14 protein-coding genes are annotated in these 15,643 nt (G+C 63.3%); 2 read left to right on the forward strand and 12 right to left on the reverse strand.

Going from position 1 to position 15,643, the window contains the following annotated elements; all coding sequences use genetic code 11:
• Positions 1–7 precede the first annotated feature (7 nt).
• On the forward strand, positions 8–976 hold the full coding sequence (locus AC5O5I_RS25585) for a metal ABC transporter ATPase (protein WP_172220851.1): 969 nt from the start codon (positions 8–10) through the stop codon (positions 974–976).
• Positions 977–1,040: 64 nt separating this feature from the next.
• On the opposite strand, the gene hldE is transcribed toward AC5O5I_RS25585, so the two are convergent.
• From hldE to AC5O5I_RS25600, 3 genes are all read right to left on the reverse strand, one after another.
• Positions 1,041–2,462: a bifunctional D-glycero-beta-D-manno-heptose-7-phosphate kinase/D-glycero-beta-D-manno-heptose 1-phosphate adenylyltransferase HldE gene (gene hldE, locus AC5O5I_RS25590; protein WP_172220848.1), complete on the reverse strand. Its 1,422-nt coding sequence runs from the start codon at positions 2,460–2,462 to the stop codon at positions 1,041–1,043.
• A gap of 130 nt (positions 2,463–2,592) precedes the next feature.
• Entirely contained in the window at positions 2,593–4,401 is a 1,809-nt protein-coding gene (msbA, locus tag AC5O5I_RS25595) for a lipid A export permease/ATP-binding protein MsbA (RefSeq protein WP_172220845.1), read from the reverse strand.
• A gap of 15 nt (positions 4,402–4,416) precedes the next feature.
• The gene (locus AC5O5I_RS25600; protein WP_494511762.1) at positions 4,417–5,592 is read right to left on the reverse strand and encodes an O-antigen ligase family protein; all 1,176 of its coding nucleotides are present in this window, start codon (positions 5,590–5,592) and stop codon (positions 4,417–4,419) included.
• A gap of 100 nt (positions 5,593–5,692) precedes the next feature.
• Between AC5O5I_RS25600 and AC5O5I_RS25605 the strand changes: the two genes are divergently transcribed.
• Positions 5,693–6,298: a serine/threonine-protein kinase gene (locus tag AC5O5I_RS25605; RefSeq protein ID WP_172220839.1), complete on the forward strand. Its 606-nt coding sequence runs from the start codon at positions 5,693–5,695 to the stop codon at positions 6,296–6,298.
• Positions 6,299–6,301: 3 nt separating this feature from the next.
• Here the strand turns inward: AC5O5I_RS25605 and AC5O5I_RS25610 are convergent, their stop codons facing one another.
• The 9 genes from AC5O5I_RS25610 to AC5O5I_RS25650 all read right to left on the reverse strand — a co-directional run bounded on the left by AC5O5I_RS25610 (position 6,302) and on the right by AC5O5I_RS25650 (position 15,638).
• The gene (locus tag AC5O5I_RS25610) at positions 6,302–7,393 is read right to left on the reverse strand and encodes a glycosyltransferase (protein WP_494511763.1); all 1,092 of its coding nucleotides are present in this window, start codon (positions 7,391–7,393) and stop codon (positions 6,302–6,304) included.
• A 37-nt stretch (positions 7,394–7,430) separates the two neighbouring features.
• Complete coding sequence (locus AC5O5I_RS25615; RefSeq protein ID WP_172286286.1) at positions 7,431–8,204, reverse strand: glycosyltransferase family 2 protein; 774 nt, start codon at positions 8,202–8,204, stop codon at positions 7,431–7,433.
• Positions 8,205–8,268: 64 nt separating this feature from the next.
• Positions 8,269–9,225: a glycosyltransferase family protein gene (locus tag AC5O5I_RS25620; RefSeq protein ID WP_172231311.1), complete on the reverse strand. Its 957-nt coding sequence runs from the start codon at positions 9,223–9,225 to the stop codon at positions 8,269–8,271.
• Between the two features lie 48 nt (positions 9,226–9,273).
• The gene (locus tag AC5O5I_RS25625) at positions 9,274–10,677 is read right to left on the reverse strand and encodes a PIG-L deacetylase family protein (RefSeq protein WP_172231317.1); all 1,404 of its coding nucleotides are present in this window, start codon (positions 10,675–10,677) and stop codon (positions 9,274–9,276) included.
• A complete protein-coding gene (locus tag AC5O5I_RS25630; RefSeq protein WP_494511764.1) occupies positions 10,674–11,570 on the reverse strand; it encodes an antimicrobial resistance protein Mig-14 in 897 nt (298 codons plus the stop codon). The genes AC5O5I_RS25625 and AC5O5I_RS25630 overlap by 4 nt, the downstream gene beginning before the upstream one ends.
• Positions 11,570–12,700 (reverse strand): glycosyltransferase, encoded by a 1,131-nt coding sequence (locus AC5O5I_RS25635; RefSeq protein ID WP_172286284.1) that lies wholly within the window; start codon positions 12,698–12,700, stop codon positions 11,570–11,572. The genes AC5O5I_RS25630 and AC5O5I_RS25635 overlap by 1 nt, the downstream gene beginning before the upstream one ends.
• Positions 12,684–14,441: a carbamoyltransferase family protein gene (locus AC5O5I_RS25640; RefSeq protein ID WP_110745982.1), complete on the reverse strand. Its 1,758-nt coding sequence runs from the start codon at positions 14,439–14,441 to the stop codon at positions 12,684–12,686. Before AC5O5I_RS25640 ends, AC5O5I_RS25635 begins: the two co-directional genes overlap by 17 nt.
• A gap of 124 nt (positions 14,442–14,565) precedes the next feature.
• Positions 14,566–15,402 carry a 23S rRNA (adenine(2030)-N(6))-methyltransferase RlmJ gene (locus tag AC5O5I_RS25645; RefSeq protein ID WP_172286283.1) on the reverse strand — a complete coding sequence of 279 codons (837 nt, stop codon included), beginning with the start codon at positions 15,400–15,402 and terminating at the stop codon, positions 14,566–14,568.
• A 47-nt stretch (positions 15,403–15,449) separates the two neighbouring features.
• Complete coding sequence (locus AC5O5I_RS25650; protein WP_172286279.1) at positions 15,450–15,638, reverse strand: hypothetical protein; 189 nt, start codon at positions 15,636–15,638, stop codon at positions 15,450–15,452.
• Positions 15,639–15,643: the final 5 nt, after the last annotated feature.

Genomic DNA, 15,643 nt, shown 5'->3' on the forward strand with positions numbered 1-15,643 from the left:
GAGCATCGTGGCGCGAACGCTGATCCGCAAGAACCCGAGCAACTTCAAGACACTGCCCCTGCATGTAGAAGCCACGCCCGAGGGCCTGATCTACCAGAGCATCGGCATGCCGCTGAACTTTGCCCAGACCCAGCAGCGGCGCAAAGCCATCCAGCTGCCGGACGCGCAACGGTTCGTGGTTGAACTGGCCAACCTGGGTGTGTCGGTGCGCCTCACCCTGCAGTGGCAGAACCGCGACTATTGGGTACTGGTACGTCAACGTCGGCAAGACCGCGGCGACGTGGTTCTGAAACTGATATCGGGTTATGTGCCAGCGCAGGAGCTCAACCTGCCGCTGCATACGGCCGTGCAGGAAGTAGCCGAGGAGTGCCTGCTGGAAACCCCCGAGGGCTGGCTGGGTGGGCGCTTCAACGACACCTGGCTACCGGTACCCTACGCTGCCGCCCTGCATTACCGGGAAAACCCGCACTTCGTGCTGGCCCCGCAGTCCGGCGCCGCCCGGCCGGTGCACTGCGGCAGGTTGATGCTACTGGAGCGGCCGCGGGCTTATGTGCACCTGCCCACCGCTTCGTTGCAGCTGATCTATGACATGCGCCTGCAGGTACCGCGGGAAGCCAAGAAGCTCAGCCTGTTCCACGTCGATGAACGGCTCGAGGGCAACCAGCTTGTAGCGCGGCTCAACCGCAAACGGCCGGACCTGTATCTGATGCCCCTCAAAGACGGCCAGCCACTGGCAGAGCTGTATACGCTGAAGAAAGACGAGCTGGTGCCGGCGAGCACTCGTGGGCTGTACCTGGCCGAAAGTTTTGCGCGGCAGGACGGTTGGGTGGTGACGGACGAGCGGGTGCGCTGGAAGGATTGGGTGAAGCAGCAGGGGCTGGTGGAAAGCACGCGGGCGCGGGCGTCGCACTTGCAGCGCTTTGGTGACAAGGCCCGGGCACTGCTGGAGCGGGCACGTACTTCACTGCATAAATAACTGGGACCGCTATGCCGCCCTTCGCGGGCATGCCCGCGAAGGGCGGCATAGCAGCCCAAAAGCATCAGTTTTTGCGAATCTTCTCGACAATGGCAGTAGTCGAGCTGTTCTCGACCAGCCCCAGCACCTTCACGGTGCCGCCATAGCCCTTGACGATATCGGCACCCACCACCTGGTCGATGCCATAGTCGCCCCCCTTGACCAGCACATCCGGCTTGACCTGGCTCAGCAGGTTCTCCGGCGTGGCCTCAGGGAAGCTGATCACCCAGTCCACCGCGCCCAGGCCGGCCAGCACAGCCATGCGCCGGTCGACACTGTTGATCGGTCGGCCGGGGCCCTTCAGGCGGCTGACCGAGGCGTCGTCGTTGACCGCGACGATCAGGCGATCACCCTGGGCCCGCGCCTGCTCCAGGTAGGTGACATGCCCAGCGTGGAGGATGTCGAAACAACCGTTGGTGAAGACGATCTTCTCTTTGTGTGCGCGCGCATCATCGATGGCCAGCAGCAGCTGCTCCAGGCCCAGCACACCCCGCTCGGAGCCTTCTTCACGCTGGATGGCCCGGCGCAGTTCAGGGGCGCTGATGGCCGCCGTACCCAGCTTGCCGACCACGATACCCGCCGCCAGGTTGGCCAGGGCCACCGCATGGGGCAGGTCCTCGCCAGCGGCGATAGCTGCTGCAAGGGTGGAGATGACGGTATCACCGGCACCGGTGACATCGAATACTTCCCGCGCCCGCGCCGGCAGGTGCAGGGCCGGCTGGCCCGTGCGCAGCAGGGTCATGCCGTGCTCGCCGCGGGTTACCAGCACGGCACCCAGGTCCAGGTCCAGCAACAGCTGCAGGCCCTTGGCAACCAGCTCGGCTTCATCGGCGCAACGGCCGACGATGGTCTCGAACTCGCTGAGGTTCGGCGTGATCAGGCTGGCGCCACGGTAGATGGAGAAGTCCTTGCCCTTGGGGTCGGCCAACACCGGAATGCCTTTGGCCCGCGCCGCCTGGATCAGGCTCTGGTGGTTTTTCAGTGCGCCCTTGCCATAGTCGGACAGGACCAGCACCTTGACCCCCTCGAGCAGGCCGTCAACCTCGGCGCCCAGCGACAGCGGGTCGGTGGCGAACGGCTCTTCGAAATCAATGCGCAGCAGCTGCTGGTGACGGCTCATGACCCGCAGCTTGACGATGGTCGGCTGGTGCGCAATGCGCTGGAAGACCGAGCGTACGCCGGCAGCCTGCAGGCTGTTGGCGAGGCTGTCGGCAGCCTCGTCCTGGCCGGTGACACCGATCAGCGACGCCGGCGCACCCAGCGCGGCGATGTTCAAGGCAACGTTGGCCGCGCCGCCGGGGCGATCCTCGATTTGATCGACCTTGACCACCGGGACTGGCGCTTCAGGCGAAATACGCGAAGTACCGCCATGCCAGTAGCGGTCGAGCATGACATCGCCGACCACCAATACCGGGGCTTGATCGAAACGCGGCATGGACAACTTCATGGGCAACCCATATGGAAATAATGAACAGGGGCAGGATATTAGCACAGGGTAGACGACGGCTTTATGGCCAGATCATCCCCGGAAAATTCCCGTGACAATCGGGGCCATCACGGCCCCGATCAAGGAGGGTTCAGGTGATATCGGCCTTGGCCGGCTCATCCAGGCCCATGGCATGCAGGCGGGCATAATGGCCATTGGCTGCAAGCAGCTCGGCATGGGTGCCGCGCTCGACCAGACGGCCCTGGTCCATGACCAGGATCTGATCGGCCTTCTCGATGGTCGACAAGCGGTGCGCAATCACCAGCGTGGTACGGCCTTGCATCACATGATCCAGGGCAGCCTGGATATGCCGCTCGGACTCGGTATCCAGCGCCGAGGTGGCTTCATCGAGGATCAGCAAGGGCGCGTTTTTCAACAGCGCGCGCGCAATTGCCAGACGCTGGCGCTGGCCACCGGAAAGCAGCACACCGTTTTCACCGACGTCCGTATCAAAGCCTTTCGGCAACTGATCGACAAACTCCTTGGCGTAGGCATCGGCCGCAGCGGCCTCGATATCTGCGCGCGGCGCGCCGGCCAGGTCGCCGTAAGCGATGTTGTTGGCTACCGTGTCGTTGAACAGGGTGACGTGCTGGGTGACCTGCGATACGTGGCGGCGCAGGTTGCGCAGGCGATAGTTCTCGATCTCCACGCCGTCCAGCAGAATCTGCCCTTGGTCGTGGTGATAGAAGCGCGGGATCAGTGCCGCCAGGGTCGACTTGCCGCTGCCGGAGCGGCCAACCAGGGCGATCATCTGCCCGGGCTCGGCGGTGAAGCTGATGTCGCTCAGCACTTCACGCTCGGTGCCCGGGTACGTGAAGCTCAGGTTACGCACTTCAAGGCGCCCTTCTACCCGCTCCTTCTCGATGGTGCCGGTGTCCACTTCCGGCTCTTCGTCCAGCTGCTCGAAGATGCTCTCCGCGCCGGCCAGGCCTTTCTGGATGGTCGAACTGACTTCCGACAACTGGCGAATCGGCTTGGGCAGCAGGCCGGCGGCAGTGATATAGGCCACCAGGTCGCCGGCGGTGGACTCACCGCGCAGGAACAGCACCAGGAACATCAACGCGGCCATGGCGCTGTAGATCACCAGCTGGAGCATCGGCGTGTACAGCGAGCCGGTCTTGGTCATGCGCAACTGCTTGTCGGTGTTGCTCTGGCTGGCCTTGCTGAAGCGCTGCTCCTCGTAGGCCTCGCCACCGAAGCTGCGGACCACGCGGTAGCCCTGGATGGTTTCCGAAGCGACGTGGGTGACGTCCCCCATGGCCACCTGGATCTTCTTGCTCTGCTTGCGGAATTTCTTGCTGGCGACGCTGACCATCACGGCGATCACCGGCAGGATGGCAACCATCACCAGTGTCAGGTGCCAGTTCATCCACAGCAGGTAGGCAAACAGGAACACCACGGTCAGGCCTTCGCGAATCACCACCTTGATAGCATCGGTGGCAGCACCGGTGACCATGGTCACGTTGAAGGTGATGCGCGAAATCAGGTGCCCGGAATTGTGGTTGTCGAAGTAGCGGTTCGGCAGCACCAGCAGCTTGTTGAACAGCTCCACCCGCAGGTCGTGCACCAGGCACAAGGACACCTTGGCCAGAAAGTAGTTACCCAGGAAAGAGCCAAGCCCCTGCCACGCGGCAATCAGGATGATCAGCAGCGGCACCGCCTGCAGTAATTGCAGGTCGCGCAGGTAGGGCACGTTGGGGAACAACACAGCCTCGGGATTGCTAAGCCCGTCGACGAAATACTTGAGGATGCCGGCCAGCATTGGCTGGGTCGAGGCAAAGATCACGAAACCGACAATGCTCAGCAGGAAAATGCCGACATAGGGTTTCACATAGCCCAGCAGCCGGAAGTAGATCTTCAGGCTGGAGGTGGGCTCCGCCGGTCGCGGTGTTTCGGCCATTATCGAGCTCGCTGTTCAGGTTGAACCGGAAATTTTACCACAGGCGCCATTTTCGGCACGCCCCCATGGCAGCAACATGGCAAGGCCCACCGGCAGCCAACTGATGAACCACTCGGCACGCGGTGTTCCGGTGAGGCTGGCGGCGTCAAACTGCATGGCCAAGGTCGAGTACACCCAGAAACCAAGCAGGAGCTTGCCGAGCAACGTTGCGCGGGCGCGGAGGATTTCAGCCAGGGCAAACAGCCACGCGGCTACCCACAGCAGCATACCGGGCAGGCCCATTTCCACCGCGGCGTGGGTGAACATGTTGTGAGTATGCTCGAACTGCTGGCCGGCTGCGTTGACATGGTAGCCAGCCCCCAGACCCAGCCCGGTCCAGGGATGTTCGGCAATCATGTCGAGTACGGCATGGAAGATCTCCGGACGGTAGGACGAACCGCGCTCGGCAATCAGGTCGTACACCGTGGAAAGCGCCAGGCCGGTAGCGAAAACAGCGAGGATGGAAAATACCCTACTGTGGCGGTCGCGGAACCACAGCGGTGCGATCACGACGGTAATCACCAAAGCCAGAATCGCGCCACGGCTCTGGCTGAGGATCACGAACGCCCCCAGGCAGGCCAGTGCTGCCAGCCACGCCAGTTGCGTGCCGCGCTGGCGAGGCGGCTGGTAGAGCAGGAACAGCACAGCCGAAGCGATGACATACGCCCCCAGGATGGGGTGGGATATTTCACCGATACCCGCCAGCCTGAGCCGCCATGGCATCTCCTGCAGCCCGTAGAAGTTGATGACCGACACCAGCGCGGCAATCGCCAGCAATGCACTGCCGAGCTGCAGCAGCTGGCGGATGCGCGTCAGGCCAGCCTGGGCCAGCAACGGGAACGCCAGCAGGAATACCAGGATATAGAGCAGACGCTTGATTTCGCGCCCAGGATCTTCGGCAGGCGACCAGACCAGGCTGACCCCGCTCCATGCCAGCAGCAGCAACACGCTTGTCCACAGCGCCGGCTGGCGCTTCCAGGCCTGTGCCAGCACGTCGCGAGCCGACCACGCCAAGAGCAGCGTCGGCAGCCACAGGAACAACACCAGCCCCTGTTGATAAACCTTGTTGCTCGGCGCCAGGGCAATCGCAGCCAGGAACCAGACCAGACCCAACCCCAACCAGGCTCTTGCCCAGCTTTTCTGATACAACATCCTTTCCCCCGATGAATCAAAAACACCATCCATGGTGCTACAGCATTATTTTCGGCATTATTGCCGGTCATTTTGCTCGCCAGACGACAAGGCCCTATTCATGCAATGCTCCCGGCTCACCCAGGTCGACTTCGATCAGCTGACACTCGGCGCACAGGTACTTGAGGCAGACAGCCATGGCGCCAAAGTCTACCTGCTCGAGGATGGAAATTTCCTTAAGGTTTTTCGTAGGAAAAGACTGATTTCATCTGCGCTGCTGCGCCCGTACTCGCAGCGCTTTGTCGATAATGCCGCACGCCTGGCGCAATTGGGCATTCCCACCCTCGAGGTAATCAGCCAGCACAAGCTCGACCTGCCAGGCCGCACCGCCGTGCTTTATCGCCCGCTCCCAGGGCGGACGCTGCTGCAGATGTCGCGCGATGAAGGTTTCAGCTGGGACATCTACCTGCCCCGGCTGATCGAACTGATCCGTCAGTTGCACCGTAGCGGGGTTTACTTCCGCTCGCTGCATCTAGGCAATGTGGTAGTCACCCCCGACCAGCGCCTGGGCCTGATCGACGTGGCCGACATGCGCTTCCTGCGCCCGCCGCTTTCGGCACGCATGATTCGTCGCAATGTGCAGCACATGGTGCGCTATATCGAGCGGGAGAACCTGGGTGACCAGTTCCCCCTCGCCGCATTCGAGGCAGCCCTGCTGGCCCGCTGAGGCTCAGCTGCGCAGCAGGCTCTGCGAGCCATTACAAAACGCTTGCCAGGCCTGCTCAGGCGCCAGCGCCTGGCGTTGCCTGGCGGCGACCGCCGGAGCACAGAGCGCCGCGCAGCGCGCGATCGCCTCGGCCCAGGCGCTCTGGTCGGCAGTGGGCAGGTAGCCACCGGTGTCACCCAACTGCTCGCGGAACACTGGCAGGTCGCTGCACACCACAGGCACATCGGCCATGACCGCCTCCTGCACCACCAGCCCCAGGCCTTCGGAACGCGAAGGCACCAGTAGCCAGTCGAACGCTCGGTACAGTTGCTGCAGGTCTTCACGGTGGCCGCACAGGTGAACCCGGCCTGCAAGGCCCAACGCTTCGATACGCTCCTGCAGCAAGGCATGCAGGGGGCCTTCACCAATGATCGCCAACTGCAGGCCCGGTTGCCGTGCACTGGCCTTGGCGAATGCCTCGATCAGCATCTCGAAGCCTTTGCTTTCCACCAGGCGCCCGACTGCGCCCAGCATCACTGCGGCTGCCTGTGGCAAGCGCAGCACCTGCCTGGCCATGTCACGAGTCAGCAGCGGCTCGACGAATGCCAGCGGGTCAAGCGCCATGCGCAACGTCTGCACCGGCCTGCCGAGGTCGCGCTCCAGCGACTCGGCCAGGGTATGCGACACCGCCGCGATACTCAGCCGCTCGGGCGCCAGCATGCGCAACAGCCGCACATCGCTGGCGTTGAGCCGGGTCTTGCCATGGAACAGCACCTTGGCCCGTACGCCGGGAATATTCTGCAACAGCGGCAGCACCAGCCGTGCGACGCCAATGCCATCGAGCAGCACGATCTCTGCCTTGGCTTCGGCCAGCGCCTTGCGCAAGCGCATGCGCAGCCACGGCCGCAGCAGGCGCCAAAGGTGTCGGCCTTTCAGGGCTCGTGGCGGCATGTGCCACTCCCGGGTCGAGCCGAGCCCGCAGCAGAGCCCGCTACCCAGCAGCAGCCAGTTACTGATCCGCGCATCGGCGCCCGCGTGCGACAGCACCTGCCGGTGAACTTTGTGGATGGACATGTACGGCGTTCCACCCGCCCACATCATATTGACGATGTTCATGGGCCCTCTCCCGCGCATGTCAGGTGGGACAGCGACATCAGTGAACAAAAATGGTGATACCCATGCCGATCAAGGCACCCGCCACCAGCGTCAATGCCAGTTTCATTCGATCACGTTGACGACGCTTGGCCTTGCGCTCCACTTCGATGGGCAAGGTCACGTGATTACCAAATCCGGTGTGTAAGACTGCATCACCCTCCAAAGTGACCGCTGTCAGATTTAACTCAGCGTAGCGCCGGGAAAGCGCCTTCTCTCCAGCATAGGCGGCAAATGGCGCGCAGCGCTGGTAATCGCTCAAGCGACGCAGGCCCGGGTTGAGCGAAAACGCCTGCCACTCGGCTTTTTCGGACAGCAACGGGTAGCAAGGCACGCCAGCGATCACCTGGCGATCGCCCAGGTGGATGTACGGGCTGTGGATGGCCAGGTCGTGGGCATGGCTGCGCAGCCACACCTGCAACAGGTTGGGGCTGACCTGCAGGATCGCTTGGGAGTCTTCGACGAAGCCCTGGCGATAGAAGTGCCAGTCGTCCTCGCAGTGGAAGATGTACGGCGTCTTCACCTGGCTGTAGGCCAGGTCGATAGACGGCAACTGGCCAAGCTGAGGCCGGTTGACGAACACCTTGCAGTGAGGCTTCCAATGCTCCGGCACAGCGTCATGCACGGCATCATCACCGGAATCCTCGGTGATGAACACCTCGCGAATGGGCGCGGTGTTGCAGCGATCGAAACTCTCAAGGGTGTCTTTGAGCAGGTCGAACCGCCCACAACTGGTCACGACGAGCGTGACATCACTCTCATTTGAAAAGCGCACCGGACTCCCTCCGCATTGCGACTATCGGCTTTCAACACCCACTCCCAGGCGCGAAAGCTCTTGTTTAGATGCCCAGCTTCAGGCGCAACCGCTGCCACCCGGTCAAGGGTGGGTGGGGCCTGAGTGCCGGGCGCATGTGGTCGACGATGCTACGTCCAACTGCGCCGAAACTGAAACGGGAAACCGCCAGATGGCGGCCATTTTCTGCAATTTGCCGGGACAGTTCAGGGTCCGAACGCAAGCGGCGGAGCTTTTCCTGGAGCGTCGGGATGGTGTCATAGAACACCACGTTGTGCATGTCCTGCAGGCCCAGCGCGCGGTTCTCCTCCTCGCCCTGATCGTATGCCAGCAAAACACAGCCACAGGCCATGGCTTCGAAGTTCTTGATCATGTACTCGCCCATGCCGACATCGGCACTGACGAAAAAGCGGATACGGTTGAGCGTGTTGCAATAGTCCTCACCCGACTTGGTGCGGGTGACCACCAGGTTTTCGACCTGCCCCAGCTCATCCAGCAGCGCCTTGCGGCCGCTGTACGCAACACTGTTGGTGCTACCGACAAACGCCAGCTCGATGTCGCGCTCACGCCCCTGATCTGTCAGCAACTGCTCGTCGTAACCCTTGGGCACGAACACCGCATCGAAACCTTCCTGGCGAAGGCGCTCGCTGACCATGTAGCCAGAGCTGATTACCCGTGCCCACGGCAGTTGACGGTAATGGGCGCTGAACTTGCCGGTGTACTTGCACGGAATGTAGTTCTGATAGGCATCGTGTTCGAGGATGACCAGGTTCGGCACGGTGCGAATGAACGCCACCTGGCGAATTTCCTGTTTGAAGCGCAGGAAGAAGACGATGCGGTCATAGCGTTCGACCTGCACTTCACGCTTGAAATAGCGGCGCAGGTTGCGCTGGTCTTCGCTGGTCAGCCAGCGCAGGTCACACTCGCAGTTGGCCGCGACGCCATCGTACAGACGGTCGAGGATCGCCCGCTGTTCTTTCTGCACCAGAAACAGGACTTTCATTGCATTCCTTGGGCGCTCTGCGCCATCGCGGTCAACCATGGGGCGCGCCTACAGCTCACGCCGCCAGAACAGTTCGTGCCGGCGCACAGCCTTGCGGAAGAACTCGTTCTCCCCGTACGGCGACGGCTTGCGCCCTGCCAGCCAGCGCTGCAGCAAGCGGCGCAGTCGGCGCTTGAAGGGTGCAGGTGGCTGCAGGTCGTGCATCATGCCCAGGGCCATGGCCTTGTCGCGCTGGGTAGCCAGGCCCAGCACCAGGCTGCAAGGCGCCCAGGCCTGCCCGGTGCTCAGTTGCGGAGGCAAGGCCACACCATCGCCACTGTCGCCCATTGGCCAGCGGTCGTTGTCGTGCAGGTGGTTGGCGTAGCACAGTAAAGTTTCTGGCTGCCAGGCCAGTCCCTGCAGGGCTTCCAGCACGGCCGCCTGGGCGCAGATATGGTCAGGGTGCGGGTCGAGCTGCGGGTGCGGCATCACCAGCACTTCAGGTTTTGCCATGTCGAGCAACGCCCGCAGGTCGGCCAGCAGGTTGTTCCAGGTCGGCGCGCCATCCCGGTCGGCCGGCAGGGGAAACGGGTTGAACTGGCGGAATACGCGGATATCGGCCAGCTCGGCCTCGCGGGAGGCGGCTGGCTGTTCCGGCGCAGCCTGCATGGCGGGCAGCTGCAGGCAGAAATAACCCAACTGCACGCAGCGCGACTCCGGCACCCCGGCCCAGCGCGGCACGGCGATGCTGTCCCACGCGCGCAGGCGCCCCTTCAGGCGCGCGGCATCGGCCTTGTCCAGGCCCATTTGCTGATAGTGCTCGGCCTCGATTTCACCAGCGGTCAGGGTGACCACCCAGGTTTCGTCGGCCTGGCTGTAAAGGCCGTATGCGGCCAGCTCGGCGTCATCGGCATGTGGCGCAATCACCATCACCCGACGTCGCTGCAACTCGACCGGCGGGGTTATCCACAGGCGTGGCTGGCCTTGCAGCCGGCAATGCCGGCCGCGCAGGCGCAACGTGCCAGCCTGCAGGGGCGCAGCCAGGCCGGTCAGGTTGAGGAAGCGCACGCCATCGACGCCACGCTCGAAGGTTTGTCGGTCAGCCTGCTCGCCAGCCAGCAGTTCGACCGCCGGGTCGAGGAAGCGCCCCACCCAGCTACTTTTCAGACGCAGTTCAAGGATCAGGGTTTCTTCGCCTTGCAGCGCGCATTCGGCCTTGAGCAGCCCCCTCTCCAGACTGGCGCGGGCTTGCTGCGTGTACTCGCCGAAGTCGTAGGCATAGTCCTCGCCTGGCGCGTAGAACAGGTGATCGGCAAACCACGCCTCATGGCCGGCCCAGAGCAGCGGCAACAGCAGCAGCGGCAACCACCACCAACTCACTACTGCCAAGCCGACCAGCGCAACCACGCCTGCCAGCAGGCCCAGGCGCTTGTTGCGCCGATGGCGCTTGAGCAACTGCTGCTTGCGGCTCACGCCTGGTACACCGGCACGGGGCTGCACCAGCGATCCTTGTACTCGCGGTCGGCACGGCCGAACGAGAAGCGCAGCGGCTTGTTGCGGGCACGGGCGTCTTCCCAGGCGGCCTGGGTATTGAGGAAGCTCAGCACGCTGCCCGGGCTGAAGGCCTTGGTTTCCGGGTCGACCCCGCCATTGATGTACTCGACGCTGACCCACTCCGGCGCCTCGACCCGATAGACCAACTGGATGGCAATCGGTTTGCCGTCCAGCAACAGTACCGAGCCGATCAGCAACGCGCGCAGACGCTCCAGCACCTCGGCCATGCGTTCGGCACCGGTGGCCGGGAAGCCCCAGCGGCGCTGGAACAGGTCGCAGTACATGCTGGCAATTTCCCCAGCGCTGAAGTCACCGATCGGGCGTACCACGCCGCCCGCCTCTTCCAGCAGGCGCAATTCGCGACGCTGGTTGTAGCGAAACTTCTTCGACAGGTCTTCAGGGGCCCGAGCCATGGCCAGCTGCTCCGCCTGCGCCTTGAGCCCGCTGAAACGGCCCTGGTTCAGCTCGGACAGATAGCGCGCGGCATGGCGCAACGGGGCAGTGGCATCGGCCGCTGCAGGCAGAATGATTTCGGCATTGCCCAGGTCGAACAGGGCTTTCTTGCCAGCACGCTTGAGCACGTCCTTGGACAGCGCCAGGTGTCGTCCCCAAGTGGGGATAGCGGCCCTGAGCTCGCCGGCCTGATGCCAGCCCAGGTACCGCACCGGGATCTGCGCCAGCTCGGCCAATTGCTCGACCACCAGCGGATGGGTGGCGACACTGCCGCCAAAGCGCGCCCACGCCTCGGCATAGGTCGCAGCATCGATAGCTTGCCAACCGCGCTCGCGGAAGGCCTGGATACGATTGAGCATCAGGCCTGCCCCACCAGCGCACGCACCTGCGGCAACTGCCAGAAGGCCTCGCGCACTGCCTGGTCGGAGAACCGCTGTCGCAGGCGTTGCAGCATGTGCTCGGCGCAGGCCTCGCGCTGCCCGGCGTCGAGCATGGCCATGTGCTTCAGGCCTTGGGCCAGCTGCGTTGCATCGCCCAGCGGGAACAGCATGCCGACCCCCTCGACCACTTCGCGCGCCCCGCCACAGGCCGTGGCCAGCACCGGCACGCCGGCGACCATGGCTTCGAGCAGGACCATGCCGAACGGCTCATGGTCAGAACTGAGGGCGAACACGTCGAACGCCTGGAAGTAGCGGCGCGCATCCGGCACCTGGCCCAGGAAGTCCACTTGTGCGCAGATACCCAGCTCCGCAGCCAGGGCCTTGAGTGTGGGCTCCAGGCGGCCTTTGCCGAGGATAGCCAGCCGGGCGCCGACCGGTAGCCCCGGCAGCGCCTGGGCAAACCCCCTCAGCAGGGTGGCCTGGTCCTTGTCCGGATGCAGCCGCCCGACGTTGCCGACGATCCACGCCTGCGCATCCAGGCCCAGGGCCTGGCGTGCCTCGGCACGTGGCACCAGGGCCGCCTGCAAGGCGTCGATGTCGATGCGGTTGTACAAAGTCTGGATACGTTCGCCCGGCCACTGCGGCAGGCAGCGACGCATGTCGTCACGCACCGCGTCGGACACACCCAGCAGGCTCAGGCGCTTGCTGAACAGGTTGGCGAACAACCGGCGGCCTTTGCGCTGATAATCGCCAAAGGCATGGTGCACCCCGATTACCGGCAGGCCCGTACCCAGCAGAGCCACATAGATCGGCTTGAAACGGTGGGCAATGCAGAATGCGAAATTGCGCTCGGCCGCGATCCGCCGTAGTGCGCGAATGGCGCCGAGCTTCAGCCCACGCACGGCCTTGGAGCTGAACTCCAGGAACAGCACCTCGTCCGACGCGCAGCCGGCCGCCACTTGAGGATCGGCTGCGCCGGTGAGGAACACCGTGGTGACCTGGTAGCCACGCCCCTGGAACAGGCTGGCGTACTGACGGGCACAGTCCAGGAACGGCCCGTCATAGCCATGGCAGAACTGCAGGATGCGCGGTTCAGAGCGGCTGGTCATACGCGGCTGCGCCGTCCTTCACCACCAGGATGTCTTCCATGATCAGGTACTGCAGGTCCGAGCCGAAGAACATGTTCAAGGCGTCGGTCGGCGAGCAGATCATCGGCTCACCACGGCGGTTCAGCGAGGTGTTCAGCGACACGCCGTTGCCGGTCAGGTCTTCCAGCGCTTTCATCATGTCGTAGTAGCGCGGGTTGTATTCGCGCTTGAGCACCTGGGCACGCGAAGTGCCGTCCTCGTGAACCACTTCCGGCACGCGGGTCTTCCACTCTTCAGCCACTTCGAAGGTGAAGGTCATGAACGGCGCCGGGTGGTCGACCTTGATCATCTGCGGGGCGACGGTGTCGAGCATCGACGGGCAGAAGGGTCTCCAGCGTTCACGGAACTTGATCTGGTGGTTGATGCGGTCGGCCACGCCTTCGACGCTAGGGCAACCGATGATCGAACGACCACCCAGGGCACGCGGGCCGAACTCCATGCGGCCCTGGAACCAGGCCACCGGGTTGCCGTCGACCATGATTTTGGCGATCTGCTCGGGCATGTTGTCGAGCTTGCGCCACTTCGGCGCGTCCGGGTGACGGGCGCAGGCGGCGATCACGTCCTCGTTGGAGTACGAAGGGCCGAGGTAGACATGCTCCATCTTCTCGACCGGCACGCCACGGGCGTGAGAGACGTAGGCAGCAGCACCAACTGCAGTACCGGCGTCGCCGGAGGCTGGCTGGACGAACAGCTCCTTGACGTCGGAACGGGCGATGATCTTCTGGTTGAGCTTGACGTTCAGCGCGCAGCCGCCGGCGAAGGCCAGCTTGCCGGTTTCACGCAGGGTATCGCCCAGGTAGTGATCGATCATCTGCAAGGCGAGCTTTTCGAACAGCGCCTGCATGCTGGCCGCGTAGTGGATGTACGGCTCGTCGGCGATGTCGCCTTCGCGTTTCGGGCCCAGCCATTCGATCAGCTTCGGCGAGAAATAGAAGCCCTTGCCTTTCTCTTTGTAGCGGCGCAAGCCAATGACGTTGGCGTACTCGGTGTTGATCACCAGTTCGCCGTTTTCAAAGCTGGCCAGGCGCGAGAAGTCATACTTGCTGGCGTCGCCGTACGGCGCCATGCCCATGACCTTGAACTCACCGTCGAGCATCTCGAAGCCAAGGAACTCGGTAATAGCGCCATACAGGCCACCGAGGGAATCCGGGTCGAAGAATTCCTTGATCTTGTGGATCTTGCCGTTTTCGCCATAGCCGAAGAAGGTGGTGGCGTACTCACCTTTGCCGTCGATGCCCAGGATCGCGGTTTTTTCCTTGAAGCCCGAGCAGTGGTAGGCACTGGAAGCGTGGGCCAAGTGATGCTCGACCGGCTCGATCTTGACCTTTTTCGGGTCGAAGCCCAGCTGCTCCAGGCACCAGACGATCTTCTTGCGGTAGCGCTTGTAGCGACGGTTGCCCATCAGGATCGCGTCGAGGGCGCGGTCGGGGGCGTACCAGTAACGCTTGGCATAGTGCCAGCGCGCTTTGCCGAACAGGCTGATCGGGGCGAACGGGATGGCTACAACGTCGACGTCGGAAGGCTTGATGCCCGCCTGCTCCAGACAGAACTTCGCCGACTCGTAGGGCATGCGGTTCTTCGCATGCTTGTCACGCACGAAGCGCTCTTCTTCGGCGGCGGCAATCAGCTTGCCGTCAATGTACAGGGCCGCGGAAGGGTCATGGCTAAGGGCGCCGGACAGGCCAAGAATCGTCAATGCCAAGGGATTAGCCTCTTCGTTCGGTAGAAATGCGCCAGCGGCCTCATGGGCGGGTGGCGACTAAAGGGCGGGATTATAACGCAAACACCAAGAACTGCGCGCTCCTGCACAGGGATCGCGGCGCGGCTTATTCGGCGATCAGCCAGTCCATGCGATAGCTGCCGGCGGTCTGCGCCAGCTCTTTGGCCAGCCACGGCAGCAGCTCTTTGAGCTCTTCTTCCAGGCCCCACGGCGGGTTGGCGATGGCCAGGCCCGAGCCGTTCAGGCCCTGCGGGCTGTCCTGGTGATGCACATACAGCTCGACCCGCAGCAACTTCGGCGCGCCAGTGCTGGTCAGGTCCTGATAGAAACGGGTGAGCGAGCGTTGATCCTTGATCGGGTACCAGATGGCCGCGACAGTCTGGCGCATGCGGCCGATCGCCTCTTTCATCGATGTGGTGCAACGCTTGAGCTCGTCAGCCTGCTCGAACGGCGGGTCGATCAGCATGATCGCGCGCTTTTCCTGCACCGGCAGCAGGGCCCGCGGCACATGCCAGCCTTCGCCCAGGTGCACGGTCACACGCGGGTCTTTCTTCATGTTCTCTTTGAGCAGCGGCCCGTCTTCAGGGTGCTTTTCATTGAGCAGGGCGCGGTCCTGCTGGCGCATGAGGCGGCGGGCCAATTCGGGCGAGCCGGGGTAGTAGCGCAGCTCGCCGTCGGCATTGAGGCGCTTGATGACGCGCAGGTAATCAGCGGCCATGGCCGGCAGGTCATCGCGATTCCACAGGCGGGCGACGCCTTCCAGGTACTCGCCGGTGCGGGTCGCCTGGTCGCCTTGCAAGTCATACAGACCAAGGCCGGCGTGGGTATCGATATAGGCGAACGGCTGCTCCTTGCGCGACATCAGGGCGATGAGGCGGGTCAGCACGATGTGTTTGAGTACGTCGGCGTGGTTGCCGGCGTGGAAGGCGTGACGATAGTTCATGGCAACTCCTGCGCAAGCGGCAAGTTTACCTCGCCTTGCCAGCGGAGTCAGGTGCAGCGATCAACCAGCAACACTTCTTCAGGCGCTCCCGCCCCCCCCTGAAAACCTTCATCCGCCGGAACGGGTTCCTGATTCTCCGCCGCGCTGCCAGCAGCAAGAATCCAGCTTCCACCCACCAGGAGCAGATGCAAATGAAAGCTTCCATTCAATACGATAAAACTCAAAATCGACTGCACGGAAC

The organism is Pseudomonas sp. 9_2_1 (genome assembly GCF_059295275.1).

Bases quoted from the DNA above. Each gene is read 5' to 3' on its own strand.
- AC5O5I_RS25630 (WP_494511764.1), bottom strand. From the start codon at position 11,570: ATGCTCAATCGTATCCAGGCCTTCCGCGAGCGCGGTTGGCAAGCTATC.
- AC5O5I_RS25645 (WP_172286283.1), bottom strand. From the start codon at position 15,402: ATGAACTATCGTCACGCCTTCCACGCCGGCAACCACGCCGACGTACTC.
- hldE (WP_172220848.1), bottom strand. From the start codon at position 2,462: ATGAAGTTGTCCATGCCGCGTTTCGATCAAGCCCCGGTATTGGTGGTC.
- AC5O5I_RS25610 (WP_494511763.1), bottom strand. From the start codon at position 7,393: ATGAACATCGTCAATATGATGTGGGCGGGTGGAACGCCGTACATGTCC.
- AC5O5I_RS25600 (WP_494511762.1), bottom strand. From the start codon at position 5,592: ATGTTGTATCAGAAAAGCTGGGCAAGAGCCTGGTTGGGGTTGGGTCTG.
- AC5O5I_RS25635 (WP_172286284.1), bottom strand. From the start codon at position 12,700: ATGACCAGCCGCTCTGAACCGCGCATCCTGCAGTTCTGCCATGGCTAT.
- AC5O5I_RS25620 (WP_172231311.1), bottom strand. From the start codon at position 9,225: ATGAAAGTCCTGTTTCTGGTGCAGAAAGAACAGCGGGCGATCCTCGAC.
- AC5O5I_RS25605 (WP_172220839.1), top strand. From the start codon at position 5,693: ATGCAATGCTCCCGGCTCACCCAGGTCGACTTCGATCAGCTGACACTC.
- msbA (WP_172220845.1), bottom strand. From the start codon at position 4,401: ATGGCCGAAACACCGCGACCGGCGGAGCCCACCTCCAGCCTGAAGATC.